This window comes from Spirochaeta isovalerica (assembly GCF_014207565.1).
GTDB lineage: Bacteria > Spirochaetota > Spirochaetia > DSM-2461 > DSM-2461 > Spirochaeta_F > Spirochaeta_F isovalerica.
The window spans coordinates 919982-945359 of record NZ_JACHGJ010000001.1; the positions used below are offsets into that span (position 1 = coordinate 919982).

20 protein-coding genes are annotated in these 25378 nt (G+C 46.5%); 8 read left to right on the plus strand and 12 right to left on the minus strand.

Annotated features, from left to right (window positions below):
- Position 1: 1 nt before the first annotated feature.
- Positions 2 to 547 carry a hypothetical protein gene (locus HNR50_RS04045; RefSeq protein ID WP_184744067.1) on the minus strand — a complete coding sequence of 182 codons (546 nt, stop codon included), beginning with the start codon at positions 545 to 547 and terminating at the stop codon, positions 2 to 4.
- Between the two features lie 66 nt (positions 548 to 613).
- On the opposite strand from HNR50_RS04045, the gene HNR50_RS04050 reads away from it, so the two are divergent.
- Positions 614 to 2266 (plus strand): PEGA domain-containing protein, encoded by a 1653-nt coding sequence (locus HNR50_RS04050; protein WP_184744070.1) that lies wholly within the window; start codon positions 614 to 616, stop codon positions 2264 to 2266.
- An 11-nt stretch (positions 2267 to 2277) separates the two neighbouring features.
- On the opposite strand, the gene HNR50_RS04055 is transcribed toward HNR50_RS04050, so the two are convergent.
- The 3 genes from HNR50_RS04055 to HNR50_RS04065 are packed head-to-tail and all read right to left on the minus strand — an operon-like array spanning position 2278 to position 10375.
- Entirely contained in the window at positions 2278 to 2586 is a 309-nt protein-coding gene (locus tag HNR50_RS04055; RefSeq protein WP_184744073.1) for a rubredoxin-like domain-containing protein, read from the minus strand.
- 5 nt (positions 2587 to 2591) lie between these two features.
- Positions 2592 to 7334, minus strand: a complete 4743-nt coding sequence (locus HNR50_RS04060) for a SpoIIE family protein phosphatase (RefSeq protein ID WP_184744075.1) — start codon at positions 7332 to 7334, stop codon at positions 2592 to 2594.
- Positions 7335 to 7354: 20 nt separating this feature from the next.
- Positions 7355 to 10375 carry a tetratricopeptide repeat protein gene (locus tag HNR50_RS04065; protein WP_184744078.1) on the minus strand — a complete coding sequence of 1007 codons (3021 nt, stop codon included), beginning with the start codon at positions 10373 to 10375 and terminating at the stop codon, positions 7355 to 7357.
- A 161-nt stretch (positions 10376 to 10536) separates the two neighbouring features.
- Between HNR50_RS04065 and HNR50_RS04070 the strand changes: the two genes are divergently transcribed.
- Positions 10537 to 11787, plus strand: a complete 1251-nt coding sequence (locus tag HNR50_RS04070; protein WP_184744081.1) for a UPF0164 family protein — start codon at positions 10537 to 10539, stop codon at positions 11785 to 11787.
- 3 nt (positions 11788 to 11790) lie between these two features.
- On the opposite strand, the gene HNR50_RS04075 is transcribed toward HNR50_RS04070, so the two are convergent.
- Positions 11791 to 12687 carry an ankyrin repeat domain-containing protein gene (locus tag HNR50_RS04075; protein WP_184744084.1) on the minus strand — a complete coding sequence of 299 codons (897 nt, stop codon included), beginning with the start codon at positions 12685 to 12687 and terminating at the stop codon, positions 11791 to 11793.
- A 67-nt stretch (positions 12688 to 12754) separates the two neighbouring features.
- Between HNR50_RS04075 and HNR50_RS04080 the strand changes: the two genes are divergently transcribed.
- The 3 genes from HNR50_RS04080 to yqeC are packed head-to-tail and all read left to right on the plus strand — an operon-like array spanning position 12755 to position 15317.
- Entirely contained in the window at positions 12755 to 14062 is a 1308-nt protein-coding gene (locus tag HNR50_RS04080) for a tetratricopeptide repeat protein (RefSeq protein WP_184744087.1), read from the plus strand.
- Positions 14059 to 14565, plus strand: coding sequence for an 8-oxo-dGTP diphosphatase (locus HNR50_RS04085; RefSeq protein WP_184744090.1), 507 nt, complete (start codon positions 14059 to 14061; stop codon positions 14563 to 14565). The genes HNR50_RS04080 and HNR50_RS04085 overlap by 4 nt, the downstream gene beginning before the upstream one ends.
- 2 nt (positions 14566 to 14567) lie before the next feature.
- Positions 14568 to 15317, plus strand: coding sequence for a selenium cofactor biosynthesis protein YqeC (gene yqeC, locus HNR50_RS04090; protein ID WP_184744093.1), 750 nt, complete (start codon positions 14568 to 14570; stop codon positions 15315 to 15317).
- Between the two features lies 1 nt (position 15318).
- On the opposite strand, the gene HNR50_RS04095 is transcribed toward yqeC, so the two are convergent.
- On the minus strand, positions 15319 to 16071 hold the full coding sequence (locus HNR50_RS04095) for a DUF1295 domain-containing protein (RefSeq protein WP_184744096.1): 753 nt from the start codon (positions 16069 to 16071) through the stop codon (positions 15319 to 15321).
- Positions 16071 to 16361, minus strand: coding sequence for a Trp family transcriptional regulator (locus HNR50_RS04100; RefSeq protein WP_184744099.1), 291 nt, complete (start codon positions 16359 to 16361; stop codon positions 16071 to 16073). The genes HNR50_RS04095 and HNR50_RS04100 overlap by 1 nt, the downstream gene beginning before the upstream one ends.
- 111 nt (positions 16362 to 16472) lie before the next feature.
- On the opposite strand from HNR50_RS04100, the gene HNR50_RS04105 reads away from it, so the two are divergent.
- Complete coding sequence (locus HNR50_RS04105) at positions 16473 to 16685, plus strand: SlyX family protein (RefSeq protein ID WP_184744102.1); 213 nt, start codon at positions 16473 to 16475, stop codon at positions 16683 to 16685.
- Positions 16686 to 16718: 33 nt separating this feature from the next.
- On the opposite strand, the gene HNR50_RS04110 is transcribed toward HNR50_RS04105, so the two are convergent.
- From HNR50_RS04110 to murG, 5 genes are read right to left on the minus strand one after another with little or no spacing between them, the layout of a single operon-like run.
- The gene (locus tag HNR50_RS04110) at positions 16719 to 18092 is read right to left on the minus strand and encodes a sigma 54-interacting transcriptional regulator (protein ID WP_184744105.1); all 1374 of its coding nucleotides are present in this window, start codon (positions 18090 to 18092) and stop codon (positions 16719 to 16721) included.
- Positions 18082 to 19260 (minus strand): two-component system sensor histidine kinase NtrB, encoded by a 1179-nt coding sequence (locus HNR50_RS04115; protein WP_184744107.1) that lies wholly within the window; start codon positions 19258 to 19260, stop codon positions 18082 to 18084. The genes HNR50_RS04110 and HNR50_RS04115 overlap by 11 nt, the downstream gene beginning before the upstream one ends.
- A gap of 4 nt (positions 19261 to 19264) precedes the next feature.
- Positions 19265 to 20440, minus strand: a complete 1176-nt coding sequence (locus tag HNR50_RS04120) for a hypothetical protein (RefSeq protein WP_184744110.1) — start codon at positions 20438 to 20440, stop codon at positions 19265 to 19267.
- Between the two features lie 14 nt (positions 20441 to 20454).
- Positions 20455 to 20949 carry a CvpA family protein gene (locus tag HNR50_RS04125; protein WP_184744114.1) on the minus strand — a complete coding sequence of 165 codons (495 nt, stop codon included), beginning with the start codon at positions 20947 to 20949 and terminating at the stop codon, positions 20455 to 20457.
- Complete coding sequence (gene murG, locus HNR50_RS04130) at positions 20949 to 22019, minus strand: undecaprenyldiphospho-muramoylpentapeptide beta-N-acetylglucosaminyltransferase (RefSeq protein WP_184744117.1); 1071 nt, start codon at positions 22017 to 22019, stop codon at positions 20949 to 20951. Before murG ends, HNR50_RS04125 begins: the two co-directional genes overlap by 1 nt.
- A 332-nt stretch (positions 22020 to 22351) precedes the next feature.
- On the opposite strand from murG, the gene HNR50_RS04135 reads away from it, so the two are divergent.
- Both HNR50_RS04135 and HNR50_RS04140 read left to right on the plus strand, forming a co-directional pair.
- Positions 22352 to 23458, plus strand: a complete 1107-nt coding sequence (locus HNR50_RS04135) for a diacylglycerol/lipid kinase family protein (RefSeq protein ID WP_184744120.1) — start codon at positions 22352 to 22354, stop codon at positions 23456 to 23458.
- A 45-nt stretch (positions 23459 to 23503) separates the two neighbouring features.
- Positions 23504 to 25243 (plus strand): oxygen-binding di-iron domain-containing protein, encoded by a 1740-nt coding sequence (locus tag HNR50_RS04140; RefSeq protein WP_184744124.1) that lies wholly within the window; start codon positions 23504 to 23506, stop codon positions 25241 to 25243.
- Positions 25244 to 25378: the final 135 nt, after the last annotated feature.

Below are 25378 nucleotides of genomic sequence, written 5' to 3' on the forward strand. Positions count from 1 at the left end.
ATCAGAATGTATCGAGAAAATCTTCCCTCAGGACTTCCCCGTTCGATTTCCTCTTTTGGGATTCCTCCAGGAAACTGTCGAAAACAGTCAGATCGACATATTTAACCGTCAGGGGATATTCCAGAGAGAGCCTGTATTTGTCATTTTCCCATATCATCCCCGTCGGATCAAGAGAATCTGGATCTCCGTATTTTCCCGTAAGCTGCATCTGAAAGCTATAGAAATCGATTTTTTCTCGATTCATGATCAACGATATCTGGTAGAGTTTCTCCTCGTCGAATAGAAAATATCCCCGTTCAATAAATCCGCTGCCCGCCGTATCGATTATGGATCTGTCCGGTTCGAGCATCATGCTGACGTCAGGGTCCCCCCTGTAAGCGAAATGACTGTCGTATTTAAGCTTTTCCTTTACGATTTCCAGAGAATCTCCGAAAACAAAATCGTGAAATCCCCCGGGGACTTCTTCATAACTATTCTGAGAGAAAACACTGAAAAAGCTGAAAACTATTAGAATGGGCGTCAGAAAACCCCTTTTACTCTTTACCATACATTTTTCTATCGGCTGAAACGGCATTGTCTTTGATTTATTTTCCAATGGAAGTAATATAGATGTATGAGCAAACGAATACTTCTTCCCTCTTTTCTTCTGTTTCTTTTTCTTCTGGGGTCGACAGCTGCATCGCAAAGTCTGACAATCAATTTCTACACCTCTTCCGATTACAGAAGATCTGCTTTGTTTGCCGCCCAGGACAGGATATACGATCGAGAAGTCCAGTACAGCCAGGGTCTGGAACTGATCTGCCGGCAGGATAAGGTCAAAGCTGAGATTCAGGGTTTGGGAACCTATTACACCCCTCTGGATCTGAATGATATCCCCCCCGGTGATTATCGGATTCAATTGAGCAAAACCGGTTTTTACCCCTATCAGTTTACCGTTACGATTAAATCCAATGCCAGGAGCTCTGTGGAAGTTGATCTGAAACCCTATCTGACATCTTTGAACATTGATGGACTACCCTCCCGATCCGTCATTTATATCAATAATAATAAAATCGAAGGGCATAAAGCTGATGTGACTCCGGGAGACGTCTCATTGCGGATTAAAACTTTCGGCTACGAGGATTATTTTCAGGTCATAACTGTCGATGCGCAGGAAGAACAGAGTTTTTCTCCGGTTCTCGTCCCCCGCGATTTCAGCCTTTCGGCGATCGAAGTAAACAGAAATACCATATGGCTGGGAGACAGCCCGTCGCAGAAGATTGTCCGCTTCACTGTCTCAGCTACAGCTCCGGGAACAGCGTCATACCGGATTATTCGGGAAAGCGATAATTCTGTTGTACAGGAAGAGATTCTGGACATAGAAACAGAGAAGACAGAGATCATCTTTGATTTGAGGAAATCCGGACCGGCCGAGGCGGGAGTCTATCACCTTGAGATAAAAGGTGAAGGGCTTGAAGATAAAGATTTACAAAGGATAACCCTTATGGTCTCCGAAGGGGGCAAATCGCGATGGAGAAACAGTTTTTCCGGTACAGCCGGTTTTCTCTACTGCCCCGAAGCCAGAACCCTTCCGCAGGGAGTCAGTCAAATTCAGACCGGTTTTAATCCGGCTTTTACAGGACGATCCCTGGATGATCTGTATATTCCGGCTTTCCTCTCTCTCCGGACGGGGATTACCGACAGAATTGAAGTGACAGCCGGAACAACACTGTTTCTTTCTCCCCAAACCGAACACAGCTCTTTTGATTTTCAGGCATCTGGTAAGTTTATGATTCTGGGCCATGATAAAAACAAAGGCTTTGCTCTTTCCGCCTCCCTTTCGGCCAATTATAACGGAATAGCGGGGAATTATGGTTCCGTTCCACCTTTTGATCCCTATGGTGGGGTTACGGGGCTCTCTCTCAGTCTACCGGTCAGTTTCGGTATTGGCTTGTTTTCAGTTGTCATTGCCCCGGAATTCCGTTTCAGCCCTTCCTATCCTATGACTGAGCCCGGCGGCTTTCAAGAGGGCGAGTTATATATCTGGAATTACTTCAAAGGGGCCATGTCAATCGACGTCGGCTCATTTTCCGCGGCGTTCTCTATGGCCCTTCAAACTCCGTCCTATCTGCATGGAGGAAACGAGTGGCCTCTATATCTGGGTCTGGAATCCTCACTGACACCCGGATCGACTGGCTTTACAATCTCCCTTTTCGGAGGTTTGCGCTATCTCTCGGGAGATGACCTTCTGGGTACGGCCGGACTGAGCGCCGGATTTATCTGGTAAAAATTCAAGTTTTAGATTTTCGTAAACAGATAGATGAGATAGACAAGCACAGCAGAGAGAAAAAAAATCGCTGAATAGGCAAACATTCTGGACATGGAGAGGAAACTGTCCTTTTTTTTCTTCTTATCCTGAGGGGTTTTATCATAGCTATCGGCCAGATAACCACAAACCGGACAGCCTCTGAGAAATTCAGCCCCCTTCCCCGTATAGCCGCAGACTGGGCATTTAACTGCCCGAAAGAAGCGGCCGCATCCGGGACAGCGCTCTTCATCGGGGCTGACAGCTTCTCCGCAATTATCGCAGTGGAAGGATTTGGCCATAGGGCTTATTTTTTCCTGATTGCCAGGACCGTGAGGTCGTCGTACTGGGCATTTTCTTTGAGATGGGTGTAGTAAATATATTCAGGCATTTCGGGATGCTCTACCGGATAGCGGAAATACTCTTTATACTGATCAAAGTGATCTCTCAGGAATTCATCGATTTTCCTGTAGATCATGATCCTGTCGCCGGGTCCCGCATTGGGATCGGGAAAGAGCCTGAAGATTTTTTCAACCGCCAGAAGCCCCATGACACCGTCTTCAATGGAATCGTAACATCCGCTGAAATCGAAAGTGAGCTTATCGTCGGGGAAGGGGTTGTGATGCTTGATCAGCTCGTATTTTTCGCCATTGAGAATGGCGTTGGCAATTTCATCTATCCGTTTCAGCCCCAGTTCTTCGACTGTAGAGCCGATAAGGTGGGTATCTGTATCGCGGTTCTCTTTGGCGTCTTTTTCGCCGGCGAATTCACAGCCCTCGCATTCGATTATCTTCAAATCCGAATTCCTGAAACTTCTCTGGGATTCTTCAATTCCGTCAGTAAAGAGAAATACGATATCTCCTGACCGGAACGTATGTGTCTCCTGCTTGAAACCGCCCTGCATATCAACCAGATCGGTGGAGAACGGCCCGGCAGCAGGCGCTTTGTGAAGGGTGAGAGAATCCATGGCCCGTTTCGAAGAATCGAAGAAGTGAACGATATTGTCACCGGCATTGCTCATCCAGGTTTTACCCGTTCTGATATTGATAAGCGCAACCGTAAAGGCGGCAAACTTACCTTTGAATTCAAGCTGTTCGATCAGGTCGTTAACGTCGGCGACCATTTTATTGAGATGGATTCCGTCGCGTTTGAGATTGAGGTTCTTACAGTAACTGTCGAAAACCGTCGCAACGACGACCATGATAAGAGAAGCCGGAATATCCTTACCGGAGATATCGCATTTTATACAGGCATAGTGCTCGTCATCGATTTTCTTGTAGTTGAAATAGTCCCCCGATACACCTTTCGCCCCGACATAATATCCGTAAAACTCGGCATACTCGTCATCGGTATATCCGGAAGGGAGTTTTCTCTCCTCTCCCGAAGGAACGGGATCGAGGCGGACAAATTTCTTCTGGACTTCCTGCCCCAGCATGAGCTGCTGGTTCGCCACGGCGGCTTTTATAAGACCGGAAGTCATCTGATTGACCGATTCCGCCAGATCGTAGAGCTCATCTTTCGATTTGACAATGATATTCTGCGCTTCCAGTTTCGTAATATCCTCAGCGTCGCGGATTCTCTCTACCCCGGCAACCAGTTTTTTGATGGGGTTGATCATAGTGGAAGCGAGAATAAGGGCTCCTACAATCCCCAGAGCCAGTGCGGCCAGGGAGATAAAAATCGTAATCCGGATCAGGCCGGTTATGTTTTCATCGATCGTGTCGAGAAGCGGAGCAATGGTTATCCCCAGCCTGACGGCTCCCCGGTAATAAGAATCCGTATTGGAATCCTGATAGACAATGGGGCGGTAAAATATATATTCCAGCTGATCGCGATTGAGTTCCGCCGGAACGAACCGGGGGTAGATAAAGGATTGATCAGCGATATTGGTTAGCTTATTGTTCAGATCTTCGGAAAGGGCCTGGATATCGCTCTGAATGAGATTGATTTCCTCCCGGGAACCGCCGGTCGTTGCCAGCTGGATTCCTCTTCTTTGCAATTCTTCCAGTTTAGCCGGAATGTCACCAACAATCTCCCGTCCCTGCTCGTTAATAGTCTGTTCGACATTTTTAAGTTCAGTGGAAATGATATCGAAAATCTGCTTTTCTCCCCCGACAGTGTAAGCTCCGGCAAGCCCGGCTTCGGCGAGAATCTTTTGAAAACTGATTCTGTCTTCATCAGAAATATCTTCATTGAGACTATATCCGTTGTCATTCTTCCCGTACAGTCGATTGAACAGCCGAACCCCGGCTTCATCCAGCCCATCCGTCACCTGCTGTCCTTCATTTTCACTTAATGAATCGGAGAGAGCGAATTTGCTGGTTATGTCCGGGTCGTTGTTAGCCCAGATATAGTTATAAACGGTTCTGTCATTGGAGCCCGTACCGGTAATAGTCGTATAAATGGCCTCATCGAGAGCGTTTGTCTGTCTGGGAATCGCCAGCAGTCCCAGACTTCTGTCCAGTCCCGTTTGCTGAAGGGAGTTTTCCGCACCGGACACAATCGTCGCCAGAAGGAGTTCCGCCCGCTGCTTTACGCTGTCTCCCAGGTTTTCTCTCTGCTGATTGATCATATAAAGTCCCAGGGATACGGCAAGCATAAGGATTACCGAAATAACCAGGGCGAGCAGAGCCATGAGGAATTTCATTCTGAGGCCGACGCCTTTTCGCTTCATAGTTTTCAGTTTCTCCTTTCTTAATTCATCGGTCAGCAAGCCCCCTTCGAAAAGAGCTTTGCTGTCATATGTCAGTTCGCGGATTTCTTTGCCTATCTGAACCATCCTGAAAGCCGACAGGGTAATAATGAGCCCGAGCAGCGACATCACTGTTATGGTGAGAATCAGATTACCGGGAACCGTGCGGATCTTGTAAGGAATGAGATTCCAGACAGATTTGTAATCGGTTGTGAAATCGCCGAACTTGACAACGCCGGTCGAATCGAATTGCATCTGGTTCCGCCAGAAAACGAGATCCCTCTCGGGGTGAATCACTCCGATCCTGTAGATGCCTTCTTCAATATCATCTATTAAGGGACCCGATATGGTTCTGTCATCTAAAACTGCGTAATCTCCCTTATCCAGAAAGTACTGCAGGTCCCAGGGCTCTTTCCCGTCCCGATCTATAATCACAGAACCGATTTCACCCTGCGTTTTGAATCCCCTACCTCTTATAGTCAGTTTCACTCTCAGAAGATCATCAGTTGTAGCGGTAACATTGGTTATATATGTGACAGGAATGTATTTATTGAGGCGGAAGACCTGTATGGACGGCTTGCTCCGGTTACCTGCCGTGTCTTCGGCTACAACTGTAATGCCCCAGTAACCGTTATCGTAGTTATTGATCTGCACACGCCTGTCCAGAGGAACCTCTCTGGTCGGAGTCGCATAGGAGAGTCTGTTGTAATCGGAATAAAAAATATCCGATCCGAGGAAATTGATTCTGTAGAGATACCGCTCGATATCCTCATCAGGCGGATCCTCCCAACGGAGGTCGAAGGTATTGGATAAGGCATAACCAAATGGATTTGTAGCGGGTTCGATAAAAACCACTTCCCCGGGGGGTGTGATATCGTAATAAAATGAAAGCTCTGCCGGATCGGACCAGTTGCCGGCATAGTCCTGGGCGATGACTTTAAGATACCAGAGCCCTTCCCCGGTAGCCTGGAATGACATTCTTCTTCTAAGAGGATCACCGCGGAGATCAAGCTTTTGCGGCGGAACCTCTTCTTGGTCCTGGGTCCAGATATAGCTGTACCCTCTGATATAGGAAGAGTCGACCGGTTCTGTCCAGGTGAAGGAAGGGAATTCCTGGGAGGACCGCCTGTTTCTGATAAAGTTGACCGGAGAGATTCGAGGCTTATCCACGGTCTGGTCGGGACTGAGGATTACCGTCCTGTTTCTCGTACCGGACACATTTTCCCAGGCAATGAGAAGCTCTTCCTCTCCGTCTTCCGCTCTGAACGGTACAAAATAACCGTAAGTGGAATCGCCGTTCATGGTACTGACAATGCTATCATCCCAGAACAGACCGACCTTCTGAGCCATAATGACTCTGTATCCATCGCGGTTGTCAAACCAGAGAAGGATTTCCTCCCCTTTAACCGAAGCGATTCTGGGGAATGCCGAAATCCTGTAATCTTCGGTCACGGCTTCCACATCGGAAATTCTGTTGCCATCGCGGTCAAGCTGCATATAATAAATACGGCTGTTCAACCCGAATTCGTTCCTTTCCCAGACCAGGGAGAGATGATCTTCATATGCAGCGAGAAAAGGCCTCTGATTGGAAAAATCGTCAGGCGACAGCTCCGGTGTCGCAGGATCAATAAAATCGGTCAGCAGTATTTCTTCGCTCCAGCCCCCTGTTTCCGAGTTTCGCTTCTTCATGAACAGCTGAAAGTTGACACTGGAAAGGATGGCCTGGAAGATAACATATTCCTCTCCGTTCCATGAAGCGTAAAAGGGAAGAAAGCTTTGAAGGAGATTGTCGTTTTCAACAAAACGACTCAGCTCCGCCCAATCTCCCTCTGCATCGGTTTCCGTAAAATAAACCGATAGCGTTCCGGGAATCCCTTCAATAAACAGATCGGCTTTCTGAGTGACGAACAATATCAGGCTGTCGTCTTCTTTCAGAAATAAACGGGGAGCGACTATTGTGGATTCCGCTTGCACTGCGCCTTCCTCAGAGAAAGTCAGCCCTTTGTCATCGGAACGATAAAAGGTGATTGTATTTTCATCGAGAGCAAAAGCGACATGGATCACGCCCATCCGGTCCACAACAAATGAAAAGAGAGAAACTTTCTGATCCCAGCTGAAGGGAAGCACGCCGGTGATATTAACTTTGGAAGACCAGTTCAATCCGTCTTGCGAGACAGCGCTGTAAAGAGAAATCGTCCCGCCCGAGTCGCCCTTCCCGGTGTATTCCTGCCAGACAGAGACAATAATCCCGTCGCCCCCTTTCGTCTGGGGGAAAAAGCTGTTTTCCGATAAAATACTGGGATCTTCCCAGAAAAAATCGGCAGCCTGTAGCGAGAATACCGTTCCAAGCAGGAACATGAAGACTGATGCGGCTCTTTTTAATATTTTGATTTTAACCTCTCTTCCAACTTCAATAACGGCGGATAATTACGGGCTCTCGAATCTTTTTTCAGTTCTTCTATAATTTGTAGAACTTCGATGTATCTTTCCTGTTCAAAGAGGATCTGAGCTTCCCGGAAACGGTTTTCCAGAGCGGTCGGGAGAACAAGTGTACTTGTACCTCCCGTATCGACCTGTATGCGATCTTTCAGAGAAATGGCAAGATTGTTTTCCGGATTGGCGGCAATAGCCCTATCGAGATAACCTTCGGCTATGGCATAGGAAGTCCGCTGACCCGTTTCAACGATTTCAAGGGCCTGCCTGTAATATCTGTCGCTCTCGGCGAGTTTGGCCGGGTCGGGAGGCCTTCGGCGGGTTTTCAGAATATCGTATTCCGCTATGGCAATCTTTTCCTTGAGCCCGGGATAATTGGGATCGATCTTGCTCAGGTCCAGAAGTTCGCCATACCCTTCCGACCGGGAAGTGCTGGAATCCGACTGAAGCTTATCCCAGGCGGAGTTGACTCTTTCGGCAAAGCTGGCCCGGAACTGGTTAGGATCGATAAGCTGGGCGATCCTCAGACGGAGGAGGCTGGCATCCTCATTTCTGGGCATATAAATCTCAACATTTTCCAGATTCGACAGGGCTTGGTTGAATGCTTCAATAGCCTCGTCTCTGTTCCCTCTGGCCAGAAGATTCACCCCTTTGTTGAAATTGGAATAAGCGAGATTGAGAAACTGGGTCATTTCATCATAAAGCGGCTCGGTCGGATTGATGCTACGGCCCTGGTCAAATTTAAGAGCGATATCGATCAGCGCCATCCAATACTGGATTTCAGGATGATCTTCCGAGTTCGTAGTCAGCCAGCGGTTCTGAGCCCGTTCCATATAAGCTCGGGCCCGGCTGTACTGTCTGTCGATATAAGCCTGTTTACCCAGATTGATATAGTTACGAACATCGGCTACGACGAGGCGGTTTTCAGCATCTATCAGAGCCTGCTGCAATGAGGCCAGATCGGCATCGACCCTTTTGCGGAGCTCCAGATTTTCCTTAAGAGAGAATGACTGGTAAAAGGAATTATTGGCATCCTTCAGGTTTTCTCTCGCCCTGTCGAAGCTCTCTTTCGACGCACGGGAACTGTTGACGATCGTTTTCACTTCGCCCAGCTGTTTGGTTCCCTGATTTTCGAATCCGTCGGCTCTGAAAATATTGTCCCTGGCCTGAGTTTCCAGATTGTCCGTATCCTCGGCAAGCCCTATTATCCGGGGGACTATTTTTTCTGTTTTATCGATAAACTCGGCGATTTTTCCGCTCTCGTCCTGAAGTGTTTCTTCGCTTTTAAATGTGTCGAGGACATCTTCAGTTTCTCCCAGAAGGACATCCAGATTGTCTCTGAGGCTGATCAGGCCGGGAAGGGCTCTATCGGGGAAGGTCGAAAGAATTTCGCTATTGCCCGTATAGGCGATGACCTCATCATCTTTCACACCATCAATAAGTTCACGGTTATCTGAAAAATCTTCTTCATATCCCGAAAGAGCCGTTTCGATCCGGCTGTATTCGCGGTCGGTCAATCTGGTCAGGATGGCAAGGTTTATCCCCTGCATCTCTTTCCGGAGGGAAGCGAGCTCCCGGTTTACATTACTGTAAACGGACCCGGATTTTTCAGGCAGGGCTCCATAGGGATCAAGCCAGTTGAGAGAGGTTCCGATTGTGGCCCACAGGCTCTCCTCTTCATCGATCCGGGGAAGATCAGCCAGTATGGACCGTCTTAAACCGTAGAGCTCTTCAATGGACCGGTTCTGGGCAAGAGAATAGTCGCTGAAGCTCTCTCTGAGACTAATCATAGTCCTGAAAGAATCGGTTACCCTGGCATAAACTCGGGCATCGACAAGCGAACCATAGTATTTCCCCACAATAAATGAACTGTATTCATCCATCTGCAAATCAGGCTGAACCGATATCCTGTTATACAAAAGCTCATAAAGACTGATCGTGGATATTGCGAAATCGAGCGTATTGTCATAAGCGGTTCTCGCCGCGGTCAGGTCTCCATTGCCGTAGGAAAGAGCCGCATTACCGTAACTGGCGGCCATTCTCGCATTGAGCTCGCTTGAAATCGAATCGAAGAGATCCTGCCAGAAAAAATCAGTGGCGCTGATAATTCCTTCGAAGAAATCAGAATCGCTTCTGCCGAAAAGGAGGATCAGTGAAAAATCGAGGAAAAACCTCTCGGGCGCCCTGTCATCGATACCTATAATTCTTTCCAGGCTCTGATTAATTGCGACGCTGCTGTCGATAAAGGCTTTTCTCTGATCAGACATCGAATCCATTTCATCGAGAAGCTCGCTGAGTCCCGCTGCAATCCTCTGGGGAGTTTGCGTTTTGATCGTTTGGCTGAATAAGGCGATTCGATCCGCCAATGCCTGCTCGTCCCGGACGATAGTTAACGCCCCTTCGTAAATAGACTCCCTGATTCGGGGAAGAGACTCCTGTTCAAGTGTGGAAACGATAAGGTCTTCTGTCGCGACCGGTTCTGTGAAGGTTCTGTAACCGCGGATAAAACCTTCGTGATATTTTAAAAGAGCCCCTTCATAATCCCTGTTATCAAGAAGGAGCTTTGCTTCATCCATTATTTTTCTAATCTCTATTTTATCAACAACCAGCTCAACGGCAATTCGGATTTTTCTTATATCCTTTCTGATTTCCTCATTGGGATTCGGTTCGATTTCTTCCAGTTCCTTGATTAACTCGTCAGCCCTAATCGTATTTTCATTCTCGTACAGCTCCGTAATCAATTCCCTGTATTTCTGATTATAGAGATTTCTGATTTCGAGGATTTTATCCATCAGCTTAACAGCCTGATCGAGACGATCCGGATCGTTATCGAGGATCTCTGTCAAAACCCTGATGGCATTGTCATAATCTTTATCATCATAATATGCCTGGGCCTGTTCCATCAAAGCCCGGATTTCCTTATTTGTCAGGTCCTGGGATGAAAGAGAGAAATTTATCACCAGCATAAAAATGAGGAGAATTATACCTTTAGCCTTAATGAGTCCCCGTTTCACTGTTATTCTCTTTCCCGCTCCTCTTATTATCTATACCCAATGTATACCATTATCGGCATTTTTTTTAAGATCCTAGATAAAACCGGGAAGTGTATATATACTGGTATCAGGAAATGAAATACAAGGCCCTGGCTCTCTCATTATTATTATTCTCAGGAGTTTTACTGTACAGTCAGAATTTTGAAGACTATTACAGTTCCTGGTCATCCATGTTCGGAATCGATCCCAATTCGGGTACCAATTCCTTCCTGATCCTCCTCGTACCCTCGGGAGGCAAGCACGAAGGCATGGCCACGGCCTATACCGCCATTGCCATCGATTCGGGTTTTATCGATTCCAATCCCGCCGCCAGCTCCCTTCTCGATGTGACGGAACTCTCTTTTCTCCACAACAACTGGATTAACGATGTTAATATCGAGAGCGTCATATTCACAACAAGACTGGGAAATCTCGGTCTGGGGTTTGCCGGAAAAATGATGTATCTCCCCTTTACCGGCGTCAATGACTGGGGAGACCGTTACTCCAATGACTATTCCGGCGATTATGCAGCCGGTTATTACTGGGAAACAGTCGGCACCGCCAATGTTTCCTATAATATACTGAAAAATTTCTATTTCGACGGAATCAGTTTCGGCGGCAGTTTTAAAGCGGCTTACCGCAACGTTCCCTTTTCCATAGCGCAGAACCAGTCGGCTGTCGCCATTATGGGCGATGCGGGGATAATGACCCGTTTCAACTTTCTCAAACCTTATTATTCAAGGGACAAGAACTTTTCACTCGGCCTGTCCGTGAAAAATGTCGGTGCAGAATTTATAGAGAATCCCGACCCCCTGCCGACCCGGTTCAGCGCCGGTTTGGCTTACAGTCCCTTCCGACCCCTCACAATGGCTTTTGATTTCAACCTTCCCTTCAATATCGACGGAACAGATGCGGAGGCGCCCTATTTCGCTGTCGGAATGGATCTGACTCTGACCAATTTCCTTTCTCTCCAGAGCGGAGTTCTGCTCAAGTCCGGCCTGCCACGCTTTACCATAGGCACGGCGGTGGAAACAGCGAAGGTCGATTTTGTTATCAACTACACACTGGACCTTACAACGCAATTCAGCCAGCCGGACAGAATAAGTCTGGAATTAAGACTCAATATGGGCGACTACGGGCGGAAGGAAAGAGCCGAACAGGCGGAAATTCTCTATGTAGAGGGTCTGAAGATATATGCCGAAGGGAGATATCAGGAAGCCATCAAGAAATGGGAAGCCTGTCTGGAACTGGACCCTCTGTTCAGCCCGGCCAAAGAAATGATTGATACGGCAATGAGTTCTTTCGAGCTTCAGCAGGAAATTCAGAAAAGACAAAGCGCAGAGTAATAATCAGCTTTCTTTACCTTCAAAAATATCGATTATATCCTGGCTTCCCTGCAGTTTGGCATAGGTTACGGCAGACATACCCAGCAGATCTTTTTTATTCATATCGGCACCGGCTTCGAAAAGAGCCCTGACAATATCCGGTTTGTTATGACCGGAGGCAATGGTCAGAGCTGTCTGTCCGTTTTTACTCTCGACTTCCAGATCGGGATCATACTGGAGCAGAAAGACGACGCATTCATAATCATCTTCCGATGCGGCATCAATAAGGGCCGTACAATTTCTGTCATCGCTGACGGCATTGATATCCGCTCCCGCCTTCATGAGCAGTTTGATCATGGGAAGTTTTCTGTTACGAGCTGCCCAGCAGATCAGGGGGACCCCGTTTCTGTCGCGGTCCGATGCGCTGTAACCCGCTTCGAGATATATGCCGGCAAGCATACAATCACCCTCTTTGACAACTTCTACAAAGGCCGTAAGGGTAATATCCCGGTGCTGATCGATCAGCGTTTTTTTAGCGATCCGGACCGTGGCCTTTTCCAGCCACTTATCGTTGTAGTATTTATAATATTCAATCAGATCATCTATAGACTGGCTTATATTAAAAGATTCCGTCCATCGGGGCCTCTCATCCTGAGCCAGATAGAGATGGCAATTGATTTTTTTCCCTTCGGCATAGCCGATAACATAGGGAAGCCATTTTCCATTAATGGAATGGGAAGAGAGAACGATAAGCATATTTTCTGCCTGCGTCACTTTTTCATGAAAATGGATATCGCTTCCCGGTTCCCAATCAGGTTCTATGGCATAGCTGTCATACTCGATAAAATACTCTTCCGATACGGAAGAAAACTGAAAGAGAAAATCTATATCGTTCTTATGGTAAAATACTGTTAATTTCATCTAAACCTTTTTCTCTTTATCGGTTGAAGGTAGGGATTTTTTTAGCACATCATGTTAAAGTCTACTTGTGGAAGATGAAGCTGACAAATTAAAAAGCTATATTAATGAAATTTCACTGCTGGCGGAGAAAGATCCCTTCAACTATCAAGCCCTGAAAAAGTGTTTCGATTCTTTTGAATTATCCAATTCGCATATAGCGAAATTGAATCAAATAGCCTCAAGCCATATAAAGCGTTCCGAAGAACTCCTGAAAAGCGGTAGGATAGAGGAAGCCCTCATGTCCATGGAACGGGCTGTAGAAATCCATCCTCTTTCCGATGAGTTCCGCAACAGGATAGCGCAACTCTATCTGTTGAAAGCCCGCAGAGAAGGAAGTGAAGGAAAAAACCGGCAGCTGGCTTCGAATCACGCATCCTTTTCAAAGTCGGTAACGGACCGGAATCCCATCGCCGACAACATATTGAAGGATATCCGAAATAAAGAAAAAGCTCTCTCCGGTAAAACTCCCTACAAAAAACTTCTCCTGCCATTTGCGGGATTATTGCTTCTTGTCGCTGCCGCTCTTTTTACACAGAACAGATTCTCATTTTCCTTTCTTCAGCAGAAATCGCCTGAGAGCGAAACGTCCATGGCTGTTCCTTCTGTCAAGAAAACAGAAACCTTTACCGATAGAGAGCTGGAAACCGTCATCACCGGTCAGCTGGAGGACTGCGAGATTGAAATTGATCAATCAAGGCTGAGCCTGACCAACGGTTCCATTTCCTACACACTACAGGGTAAACTTATTAATGAATCCAAAGCTATCAAATCCGCCGGATTGAACGTGGCTTTCAGACAATTTGGCGGAGAAACACTTTTCAGCAAAACAATTCCCCTTGTTGAAGAAGAGCAATGGCTCATGCCCGGAGAGCCGGCCCTTATCGATGAGTTTTTTTATGTTCACTATCTGCCGCCTGAAATAGATGAAGTGAGAATTTCCCTCAGGAATATGGTTACGGCAGATGAAATTCCCGAGCAGGAAGAAGCGCAGCCTATTTCTGTTGAATGGACAGCATACCGGCCTGAAGGGGTGAAAATCGATTTTTCCCAGCTTGAATCCAGTTCATTCCAGGGTTACGGAGAAAACTATATTAATATCAAATTGAAAATGATTAATAGCGGAACAATTCCGGTTGAACGCTTTCAAATTGATCTGAAGTGGCGCAATTTCTCAGGCGATGAATTGTTTTCCCTTTCCAGAGATCTTATACAGAGGGAAAATCCGGTTCTGTCCCCTGAAGAGACAAGGATCTTCAGAATTTTTACGAATCTGCCACCTGATCTGCCCGATGAGGGCTTGGAAATGTATATAAATGTAACAAGGATAAATTCATGATAGAAACACATAATGCAACAGATGTAAAGGACATCGACTGGAACGAATGGACCGCTGATAAATTCGCTGTCATCACATATATTTTTTCAGAAGGCAAAGTCCTGCTCATTAATAAAAAGCGGGGACTCGGAGCCGGAAAGGTCAATGCTCCGGGCGGACATATCGAAGAGGGAGAGACTGCCGTTGAAGCGGCAGTACGCGAAACGGAAGAGGAAGTCGGACTGACACCTCTCGATCCCCTGCAATGCGGAAAGCTCTATTTCCAGTTTACTAACGGATTGAAGATGGAGGGAACGGTTTTTATAGCCCGGGAATACAAAGGTGTTGAAAGGGAAACCGATGAAGCGGATCCTTTCTGGGTAGCGATTGATGATATTCCCTACAGCAGGATGTGGGAAGATGATCTTCTGTGGCTTCCTCATGTCATAAAAGGTAAAAGCATCTCAGGCTGCTTTATTTTCGATGATGATGACATGGTCAGTTATCAGTTGGATATTATCTGAAAGTGAATTTATCAGACCTCCTCAATCTGAAAAATGGAAAAGCTGTCATCTCTATAGCAGGGGGCGGCGGGAAAACAGCGACACTCTTTGAGCTGGGAAGGCGCTTATCCGGCCATTCCGTCCTGTTAACAACGACGACCAAGATAATGAAGCCTTCACCTTCCCCCTTATACAGGGTTTTGGATTCCCGGAAGGGAATGACCATACATTGGGACCTCTTATCCGTCGATAAAGACCTCCCTCTCGTATTCGGCTTCGGTTCCGAATCTTATCCCGGGAAACTGACAGGCGTACCTCTGGAACTCCTTGAAGAAGCGTCCGGGCACTTCGAATACCTTGTTGTGGAAGCTGACGGATCGGCCGGCCGCCCTCTGAAAGCTCCCGCAGAACACGAACCGGTTATCTCTCCCCTGACAACCATCTATATCGGCCTGATCGGACTTGATGTGCTGAACTGCCCCGGAGATGATTCAAAGGTTCACAGACCGGAAATCTTTGAACAGATCCGCGGTAAAAAACAATCCTCACCTGTCACGCCGGACGATCTGATTAAATTGATTAATCATAAACAGGGACTCTTTAAATCCGCTCCGCAGGGGAGCCGGAAGGTTATTCTCCTGAACAAAGCGGATCTGATAGACAGAAAGCAAGGTGAATCCTTATGCAGATACATTAAAGACAGCCTTGAATCGGAAGCCCTCGTAGTATTAAACAGCTATCAGGAAAGCGAACCGGTTCTATTCAGCCTCTAATTCAGAAGAAAAAGGGGATAATCGCTTTTCTCTCTTCGGGATAAGAAGAAAATGTCTCACCGTACCATTTGTGAATTTTCATCGCACGGGGTAGAAGGTTGGCAACGGTAAAGAGAAAGAACGCTGTGCCGGGAAGAGACCAGACCATAAGGGCCCAACCGCCCCACTCAAGAATTTCCCCCAGATAATTGGGAGCGCTGATCCATCGGTACAAACCGCCCTCGGGAATAGAATAGCCTCTGTTGCCTTCCCCTCTGAGACTTCGAAGTAAAGCATCTGAATGTTTATTTATAAGATATCCCCCGGCAAAAATCAGGAATCCCGCAATAAATCTCGTACTGGTAAACCAGGAGAAATCATAATGAGTTGCCATATGGAATATAAAATAGAAATTCACATAACTGTTTATCATGTTGAACAAAAATCCCCATGACATGATCAACAGAGAAAAGGGCTTGCCGGGACTGGATATTCTGAAAGGATAGATGACGGCGCGGTGAAAATAATGACTGAGCCAGATAAGGAGGAAAATCAGCCCTCCCGCATTGGGTGAGCTCCGCAATGCCATAAGCACAGGGAGGACCAGCGAAGGTGATTCCATCAGCATCCAGGCCGTACGGGATGAGAGAACCGGCCCCCAGCCTCTTCTGTCAAAACGGCCGTAGGGGGCAGTAATAAAAAACAGGAGTATAAAAACAACCGGGGCCAGAATCAATTCCGCAGCAAGCAGAACCGGATAATAGGGATTTACCATTAAACCTGATCGAGAAGATTCAGCATTTTCCGGAAAGAGGAGTCCTCTTTCTTCAACTCTCTCGAACCTCTGGTAATTTTACAGAGACTCAGACCGAGATCTCTTGAAATCTGTCTTTGTGTTACGCCCTGGTCTATCAATTTGACAAGAGCCCAGCGCGAAGCCACTTCATACACTTCATTATCAGTCAGAAGACTCCTGAGAAAATCTTCTATCAATTCGCTATCATCACAGCGTGACAAAGCGAGAACAAGCTCATGAAAAGCCTGATCTTCATCTTTTTTTTCCATTTTTCTAATATAGGTAAGGGTCATTCATCTGTCAAGAACTTCCTGATTCTGTTCGCAGATACATCCCGAACCGGCTTTACCCGCCCCCCGATCTCATCCTATACTCAATGTATGTCAGAACAGGATATATACGATCTTCAGATAAAGCTCTCCTATCTGGAAGATTTCATAGAGAATCTCAATAGCGTTATAATTGATCAGAATAAAGAAAACAGCCGGATGCAGAGAGAAATCAAAAGCCTTCAGGACAAGCTGTCCCAACTCGAAGAACGGATCGACAGCAAAGAGCAATTCCGCGCCGACGATCCGCCCCCCCATTATTAATGGTTTTTCATTGATAGAATATCATTAGGTGCATCAATGCCGGAGGAATTCCTCTTCCAGTCCGTAATCATGAATTTTCCGGTGCAGAGTTTTCCGTCCTATTCCGAGAATCTCGGCGGCGCGGCTTTTGTTTCCCTTTTCCTGATTCAGCGTATTGCGGATGATTATTTTCTCCGCTTCTGCCAGGCTGACACCCATCTGGATCTTCATATAATTTCCCTCGGGATCGTCAGCCAGAGCGGGAGGAAGATCCTCTAGGGAGATAATGTGCTTCTTGCAGAGAACGACGGCGCTCTCGATGCAATTTCTCAGCTCTCTCACATTTCCCGGCCAGGTGTAATTATACAAGGCCATGGCGGCTTTGGGATCGATTCCTTCGATGGATTTCCCGTTTTCCTCGGAAAACTCGTTGAGGAAAGAGGCAGTAAGAAGCTGAATGTCTTCCTTCCTCTCACGTAGAGGTGGAATGTGGATATTGACGACATTGAGCCGGTAAAAAAGGTCTTCCCGGAAATTTCCCTTTTCGATTTCCTTTTTCAGATCCCGGTTTGTCGCGGCGACGATCCGGACATCTGTATCAATAGTCCGCTCTCCCCCCACTCTCTCGAAAGCCTTTTCCTGAAGCACCCTGAGTATTTTTATCTGCACAGACTGATTGATTTCCCCGATTTCATCGAGAAAAATCGTTCCTTTGTCGGCCAGCTCGAAACGGCCTTTCTTCATACCCACGGCTCCGGTAAAGGCCCCTTTTTCGTGGCCGAATAGTTCGCTTTCCAGAAGAGATTCGGATAGGGCCGCACAATGGACCTTTATAAATGGATGATCGGAACGTCCGGATAACTGATGCAGAGCATCGGCAACCAGTTCTTTGCCGACGCCGCTTTCGCCGGTTATCAGAACGGAAGCTTTCGACGGAGCGACCTGGGCGAGCAATTCGGAAATACGCTGCATCTGGGCGCTCTTGCCGATTATGTTGGAGTAATTTCTCTTGCGCTCGAGTTTTTCAACTTCCTCTTTCAGAGCGCGGTGCTGCAGAACCAGCTCCCTTGAGGAAAGAGCCCTTTTTACAAGAAGCGACAGTCTATCCAGATTGACCGGCTTGGTCATGAAGTCGTAAGCGCCGTCCCTCATGGCGTTTACGGCATTTTCCACGGTACCATGACCCGTCAGGATTATGACAGGAACAGTAGGATAAGAACTGCTGATCTTTTTCAGAAGCTCCTCTCCCGACATGCCCGGCATCCGCAAGTCGGAAATGACCAGGTCGATGTCGGCCTTGAGCATAACCTTCATGGCTTCGTTGCCGTCTTCTGCCAGAAAAATCGAATAGCCATCCATTTCCAGGGATTTGCCAAGGCCGACCCTGATATTCATTTCATCATCTACAACCAGAATATTAAATGTCACTAGTCTCTCCGTCCCATTCGATCATTTTCTGTTCATGCTGGGGAATGGGGAATATAAAAGTAAAATCAGTGCCTCTTCCCAATACCGAGTCGAGACGGATTTCCGCATTGTGCTCTTTCATGATTTTGTAAACAAGGGTCAGTCCCAGCCCGGATCCGGAAACCTTCGTGGTAAAATAGGGCTCGAATATTTTGTTTTTGATATCTTCCGGGATACCGGGTCCCGTGTCTGATATCGTGACAGCCACCGTATCCTGAACGCGATAGGAGGAAATTTTCAACCTTCCCCCTTCTTCGCCCATAGCCGCCTGGGAATTCTTTATGATATTGAGGAAAGCCTGTTTGATCAGCTTTTCATCAAGTTTGAGTTCCGGCAGGTTCTCGTCAAGAGCCACCTCGACTTCGATGGAGTTCTCCTCAAGCTCAAAATGGATAAACTCCATCAGCTCGCTGATAAGAGAATTGATGCAGCTGCACTTAGTGTCGGTTTCCATGGGACGAACGGCAAAAAGATAATTGACGACTATCTGGTTTAACCGTTCAACTTCTTCGCTCACGACATTGAGGTAATCCTGCAGATCATCCTTACAGACATCCTTACCGGAATTGAGACATTTCTCCATAAGCTGTATATGAATGCTCATGGAACCGAGCGGGTTTTTAATTTCGTGAGCCACCCCTGCGGCCATTGTGGTAAGCGATGCCAGGCTTTCAGCCCGGCGGAGCCGCAGAGCGGCTGCCCGTTTCTCCGTCACATCGTCAATTGTTATGAAACTGCCTTTGATCGTCCCCCGATCAACAAGGGGAAGAATGCTGAAAGAGAGGATGCGGACTTTATCGCCCATTTGTATATTAAAGTCTTCGCCTTCAACGCGATCCTGGGAAAGAAGGGTCTTTTCTATAAACTCCGAGATGTCATTATCGTGTATGGCCTCCCAGATTTTCCGTTCCATAAAATCATTCCCGCTCAGCTTTAAAAAGCGCCGGGCCTGAGTGTTGACGAACTGGAGATCATTATTGATATCGGCAACAAGTATTCCCGACGGCAGTGAAGAAAGAACTGTCTCAAGAACCTGATTGCCTTCCACCAGTTCATTGACTATGGCTCTGATCTGTTCGCCGTTCTGTCTTGGAAGAGCTTTAATAGCTCTTTCCGTCAGTTTTCTCAAGGTTTTACCTCTTCATCTCGTAATAAAGGCTTTCAAGCAGAAGCTCGTGGCTCTGGTTGAGGATTTCAAAATTACCGGCATATTCCCGGATCTTGCTGTTCCACCTGGCAATCCTTGTCAAAACAGCAGTATTGACACCATTGCCCTGGGCATCTTTCATGAAACGATTGAGCGCCAGAGTCAATTCCTCAAGAAAAGGGATAAACATCTCCCTTTCAAATTTGCCCGGAACCACATCCCGGAAAGCTGTATTCTTCTCCCGCGAAGACTTGATAAAAAGCTCCGCCAGTTTTTTCAGTTCGCTGTAATCGATGTCGTGATGGGACAGGAAAAATTCCCGGAGAGAATGATAAGGATTCTCATCGACCCGGAATATCCGCTTGATAACCAATTTGCTCTGCTCTTCAGTTCTGCCGGAAAAGCCATAAGCCCGAACCCGTGATTTTATAGTGGGAAGAATAGCCCCGATCCTCGTGGTCAGCAAAATAAAATGCAGATTGGCCGGCGGCTCCTCAAGGATTTTCAAAAGTGCATTCCGCGCTCCTTCCTGCATATAATCGGCATTTTCCAGGATGACGACTTTGCGTTCTCCCGCCCTATGGGCCCAGGCTGAAATTTTCCTTATATGATTGATAGGCGTGGATGCCGGTACTGCGGCTGCCAGTTTCTTGCAGTCCGCCAGAATATCCTTTAACAGTTTCTCCCGTTTTTTTTCAGAAGGAAGATCTCTATCAGGAAGAAACAACTCAATCTTATCCGTTACAGACGTCAGCTGCGGCTGATTTTTTTTAAGTTTTGATGTATCGCCTTCCCATAAAACATTATCGAAACGCCTCAGAAGCTTCCTGACATTTCGAACAAACATAAAGCGGAAGACCTGATCTTCCCGGTTGGCGAGCGGTTGAGCCGAAGCGGCGATTTCCTCATAGAAATAACGGCCGCCTGTCATAATTATAAAGGGATGCTCTAAAAGACGGTGACTGTTGCAGGAATGGCAGCTGCAGTTCCAGGGCGCGCCTTCGGAATGGCAGGTGAGAGCTCTGGCCAGTTCCAGGGCAGCAGTCATTTTCCCCGAATAATCGGGACCGTGAAAAAGAATCGAAGACGGCAGGCTGCCCGTCTGAAGATCATGAGTCAATCTGGAGATAACTGCCGGCTGTTCCAGCAGGTTTTCAAACATATATCAGAACACCTCTATTTTCGGAAATTACCCATCAGAGCCGAACCGGTCGACTCGAGAAAGGGAAAGATTTTTGCGAGAAATGGCACGAAAAAGCTCCCGCCCAACAGTTTATCTGTGTTGAAAAGAGTCTGCGTATCGAGAAAATAAGTGAGAAGAGAGCAGATAATGATCCCCTCGAGCAGTCCGAGGAGAAGACCGAGCCCCTTGTCGACACTGAAGGCAGCTGTTTCCTCCATCATTTTGAGGATGATGTGCTCCACAAATTTCAAAGCGATAAAAATCAGTATGAAAACGATAAAAAAAGCCAGACCCCGGTTCCAGGTATGATCGCCGAACTGATCGGTAAAAAACATGGCGACCTTGCCGTAAAAAGCCATAGCGGCGATAAGACCGACCAATAGGGCTCCAAAGGAAAAAAGTTCTTTTATAAGACCTTTGAATAACCCCCTGACTGCCATAACTCCGGCAATTATCATAAAAATGATATCAATTGTTGTAAAATCCATCAGATCACCTCTTCGATTATTCGGGAGATCAATGCTGCGCCGTCGCTTTTACCAGCTTCTGCCGCTGCGGCTTTCATCCCCGCCAGTTTTTTTTCATTATCCACTATATTCGCTATAGTATCCAGAAAAGTTTCCCCGTCAATCTTTCCCCTCAGCATAAGGGAGCATTCTTTTTCGACGAACACTTCGGCATTGCGGACCTGCTCTCCCCGGGACCCGGATTCGAGGGGGATGAGAAGCGAAGGCAATCCCGCAGCTGCGAACTCCCATAAGGCGCCGGCACCGGCGCGGCTGACGACAAGATCGCTCAAAGCGAAAATGTGCGCCAGCTCCTCATTGAAAAAAGGTACGCCGTAATAGTTTTCTTTTTCCAAAGCCCGGAAGTTTTTCTCACCCGTTTGATGAATGATAAAATACTTTTCCGTAAGCCTGTCGATATTGTCAAAAATAAGCCTGTTTATCTGCTCTGCCCCGAGACTTCCGCCCATGACAAGAATGACAGGTTTGCCTTCTGGCGCGCCTGTCATTGTACGCGCGGTATCCCTGTCTCCGGAAAAAAGAGACTTTCTGACGGGATTTCCCGTTACAATGATTTTATCTCTCAATCGCAGGGGGAAAAACTTTCCCGACTCTTCGGAGGACAGGAGAATTCTGTGAGCGAACCGGGCATTAATTCTTGTAGCCAGCCCCGGAGCTATATCGGAATCATGGGTGAAGACCGGGATCCTGAGAAAATAAGCCGCCATGACCGGTGGGACGGATACAAAACCTCCCTTGGAAAAAAGGATCTGAGGTTTCAGTTTTCTCAGAAGATAGAAAGATCGGAAAAATCCTGCGGCTATGCGGAAAAGATCAGTAAAATTCTTCAGAGAGACATACCGTCTCAGCTTTCCGCTTGGTATTCCGTAGTAGGGAATGTCCGTTTTTTCGAGAATTCCCCTTTCCATTCCCTCAGTGGAACCGATCCAGGCAATATCCCAGTTTTCTTTATTCATTCTCTCAATAACCGCCAGAGCCGGATAGACGTGGCCACCTGTTCCCCCGCCGGTAAAGAGGATTCTGTTTTTCATTGGATATCCTATGTTTTTTCTTTAAGATACCCTAAGAATCACACTGTGACAATGGAGAGAAAAGTTTTCCTTAATTCGGTTTTTTAGTTGTCTAACTCCACTTCCGGAACTATATTTATAACATAAAGAATAAGGGAGGTCTTGATTGATGATTCCACCTAAAACTTTAATCTCCGCGGTCATTGCGGAGAATCCTGATGGACAAAAGGTAGGTGTCTGACACCTTTATATAAAGTGAGACCAGGTGTTGAAACTTTATGATTAAAGAGATCTGCCTGATCCGAAAAGCCGGCTTGTATGGTCGGCTTATTTTATTTGTGATACATTAAACTATGACTCTAAAAGAAACGACAACATGCTATCTGGTTATAAACCCTACCAGATTCCCTCAATACGTTAACATCCTTAAAAAGATTGTCAAGAAATACTCTATTTTTCAAGTAATTGAATCGAAAGATTACAATCATTTCCTCGAATCGATAGATGAGTACTACTTCAGTAAATCTCCCTACCTGCTGATCTGGGGCGGCGACGGCACGGCCCATTCGGCTATCAACCGGTTGACAGAGCTGAGAATACAACATCCGGAAGATAAAAGCGTAAGATCCATAGGATTTCTCAGAGGTGGATCGGGAAACGGCATCCAGGACTCCTACGAAGTCCCCTCAAGCATATTTAAACAACTGAAAACTTATATAAACAGTATGGAAAAGGGGTATTCCATTGATGTCGACCTTATACAAGTCGAATACGATGATAAAATTGAATATACCCAGCTGGCTGGACTCGGTTTCGATGCGAAAGTACTGAAGCTGAGGGACAGCGAAAAAATAAAAGTGGGCAAACAGAAAGGAAGAATCAAACCGGGACTGGGAAATTATCTATCAGCCATTCTTAGAACAGCCTTTGATGATTATCATGGCGAGACGACTCCCTATAATCTGGAAATGCACTACGGCCGCTACATTTTTCAGGGAACCAGGGTCAATGCGGAAATTAAGTTCGAACACTTTGAAAAAGAATACAACCCCATGATCATTGAAATCGGAAACCGTCCCTACTTTGCCGCTCTGTTCAAGATTTGCCCTCACGTGGTCTGTAACAACGGATCCATGAACATCTATATATACCAGAAAATGAGACGGAGAACTCTCCTGAAGAATCTCAGATATTTCTGGACGGGACAGCACAACCGCATAAATGACAGATTTGCCCAGAAAGGCAAACCGATAATCGAAAACTTCGAAGTGAAAAGCAGTGAGATCAGTTCAAAAAGGCCTTTTCATTTTCATCTAGATGGAGATTTGAAACAGGTGGAAAACGCTGTTAACGGTGTATACAGTCTTAAATTCAATATACTGCCGGAATCGATAAGCTTTCTTGTGCCTGAAGATTTCTACCGGAAACTCCATCCCGATTCATTGCAGAGCCTCACATAAAAAAAATCAGGTAAAATTCCGGTCGATCACTCATAATTCAATAATATGAAGGATCAAAAAGAATATGACCTGAATTCTCCCGTCAACATTACGGACAATATCTGGTGGGTCGGCCGGTATCTGAAGGATGATATCTTTCAGTGTCACACATATCTTATAAAATCCGGCCGGAATTCCGTTCTCATTGATCCGGGATCGAAACTCACGATTGAGGAAACTCTTAAAAAAATCGAGAAAGTGATACCTTTTGACAATATCCGCTACTTTATCGTTCACCACCAGGACCCCGATGTTGCGGGAGCACTCAATATCATTGATGAAAAAGTCGTCAGATCCGATGCCGTGATTCTCAGTCACTGGCGCGCCATATCCCTTCTTAAGCACATGGATCTGAAAATGCCCTTTCAATGTGTGGAAAAAATGGAATGGACTCTCAAAGAAGAGGATCTGGATCTGTCCTTCGTTTTTACACCGTACCTCCACTTTCCCGGTGCCTTCTGTACTCTGGATCATAACAGCGGGACTCTATTCACAAGCGATCTCTTCGGGGCTTTTACCGAAGAGTTCTCACTTTTCGCAAAAGATGAATCCTATCTCGAGCAGATGAGACCATTTCATGAGCACTATATGCCTTCAAGAGAAATTCTGGCTTTTTCAATGGAAAAGATCGGCAAGCTCAGGCTTAACTGGATTATGCCTCAACACGGATCCATCATAGGAAAAGAGCTGATACCCTTTTTAGTCGAGAGTATGAAAAACTTTGATTGCGGTCTGTTTCTCATGTCTTTAAGCGATACCAACATTGATAAACTCTCCAGGCTCAACAGGTTTCTCAATAATTTCCTGGAAACGCTCATTTCTGTCAGAAACTTCGATACGGTTATCAGACAGCTTCTGAAGCACATAGTGAGCATTATACCGGCGGAGACGATTTCCTTTCTCTACAAGGAGGAGGACAGGAACTGGAAATATCTCACCGAATCATCGCGATATCAACATATCAATCTTCCTTCGGAATCCTGGCTCATTCAGGTCTGCTCTTCTTATTTTGAAGATGGCAACGAGGAAGTCCGTCTTTTTTTTGAAGATTTGCACAGACTAGCTCTACCTCTCAAAAACAGTGAGACCGGGAACCTTATCGGTTTTGCTCTTGTCGATCTCTCCCGGGAAATCGAAATAGACAAGGAAACGGAAACGACTCTGATTCAGCTGTCCCATCCTCTCAGCATCGCTCTGGAGAGAGAAATCATGCAGCAGCAGCTCGATCAGGAAAAACAGAAATACTATGAGCAATCGATTAAAGACAGTCTGACCGGTTTTTACAATAGAGCCTATATGAACGAAGCCATGCCGAGGATCTGCGCCCATCATGACCGCGGCCTAGTTGAAGAAATTGCTTTGCTTATTTTTGACCTGGATCATTTTAAAAAGGTCAATGATCAGTTCGGACATCCCGTAGGCGATGAAGTCCTGAGACAAACGACAAATGTGATATCTGAAAATCTGAGAGTCGGCGATATCGCTGTAAGGATCGGGGGGGAGGAGTTTGCCCTGTTCCTGATACTGGAGAACAAGGCTGATGCAAAAATCATTGGCGATAGAATCAGAATAAAAGTCGGAGAGATTGATTTCTCTTCTGTTATGGGAGAGAACAAACAAACCATTAGCGGAGGTCTGGTTTACAGAGACAAACAGGAGACTATGGATTCTCTTGTAGCCAGAGCGGACAATTGTCTATACCGGGCAAAATCGGAAGGAAGGAACAGGATTGTATCTTCTGTTTGATACGGTTCTTATATTAAAAGGGATATATTCGGTCGGCGCTCATTTCCGATCAAGTCCCTCAAGGGCAAAAAAAAGACATAGCTTTTAAGCTATGCCTCGTATCTTTATGGGCGATGAGGGACTTCCCTCCATTCA

Bases quoted from the DNA above. Each gene is read 5' to 3' on its own strand.
- HNR50_RS04070 (WP_184744081.1), top strand. From the start codon at position 10,537: ATGAAATACAAGGCCCTGGCTCTCTCATTATTATTATTCTCAGGAGTT.
- HNR50_RS04050 (WP_184744070.1), top strand. From the start codon at position 614: ATGAGCAAACGAATACTTCTTCCCTCTTTTCTTCTGTTTCTTTTTCTT.
- HNR50_RS04075 (WP_184744084.1), bottom strand. From the start codon at position 12,687: ATGAAATTAACAGTATTTTACCATAAGAACGATATAGATTTTCTCTTT.
- HNR50_RS04135 (WP_184744120.1), top strand. From the start codon at position 22,352: ATGACTCTAAAAGAAACGACAACATGCTATCTGGTTATAAACCCTACC.
- HNR50_RS04060 (WP_184744075.1), bottom strand. From the start codon at position 7,334: ATGTTCCTGCTTGGAACGGTATTCTCGCTACAGGCTGCCGATTTTTTC.
- HNR50_RS04065 (WP_184744078.1), bottom strand. From the start codon at position 10,375: ATGCTGGTGATAAATTTCTCTCTTTCATCCCAGGACCTGACAAATAAG.
- murG (WP_184744117.1), bottom strand. From the start codon at position 22,019: ATGAAAAACAGAATCCTCTTTACCGGCGGGGGAACAGGTGGCCACGTC.
- HNR50_RS04100 (WP_184744099.1), bottom strand. From the start codon at position 16,361: ATGGAAAAAAAAGATGAAGATCAGGCTTTTCATGAGCTTGTTCTCGCT.
- HNR50_RS04105 (WP_184744102.1), top strand. From the start codon at position 16,473: ATGTCAGAACAGGATATATACGATCTTCAGATAAAGCTCTCCTATCTG.
- HNR50_RS04120 (WP_184744110.1), bottom strand. From the start codon at position 20,440: ATGTTTGAAAACCTGCTGGAACAGCCGGCAGTTATCTCCAGATTGACT.
- HNR50_RS04140 (WP_184744124.1), top strand. From the start codon at position 23,504: ATGAAGGATCAAAAAGAATATGACCTGAATTCTCCCGTCAACATTACG.
- HNR50_RS04125 (WP_184744114.1), bottom strand. From the start codon at position 20,949: ATGGATTTTACAACAATTGATATCATTTTTATGATAATTGCCGGAGTT.
- HNR50_RS04045 (WP_184744067.1), bottom strand. From the start codon at position 547: ATGGTAAAGAGTAAAAGGGGTTTTCTGACGCCCATTCTAATAGTTTTC.
- HNR50_RS04055 (WP_184744073.1), bottom strand. From the start codon at position 2,586: ATGGCCAAATCCTTCCACTGCGATAATTGCGGAGAAGCTGTCAGCCCC.
- HNR50_RS04085 (WP_184744090.1), top strand. From the start codon at position 14,059: ATGATAGAAACACATAATGCAACAGATGTAAAGGACATCGACTGGAAC.
- HNR50_RS04095 (WP_184744096.1), bottom strand. From the start codon at position 16,071: ATGGTAAATCCCTATTATCCGGTTCTGCTTGCTGCGGAATTGATTCTG.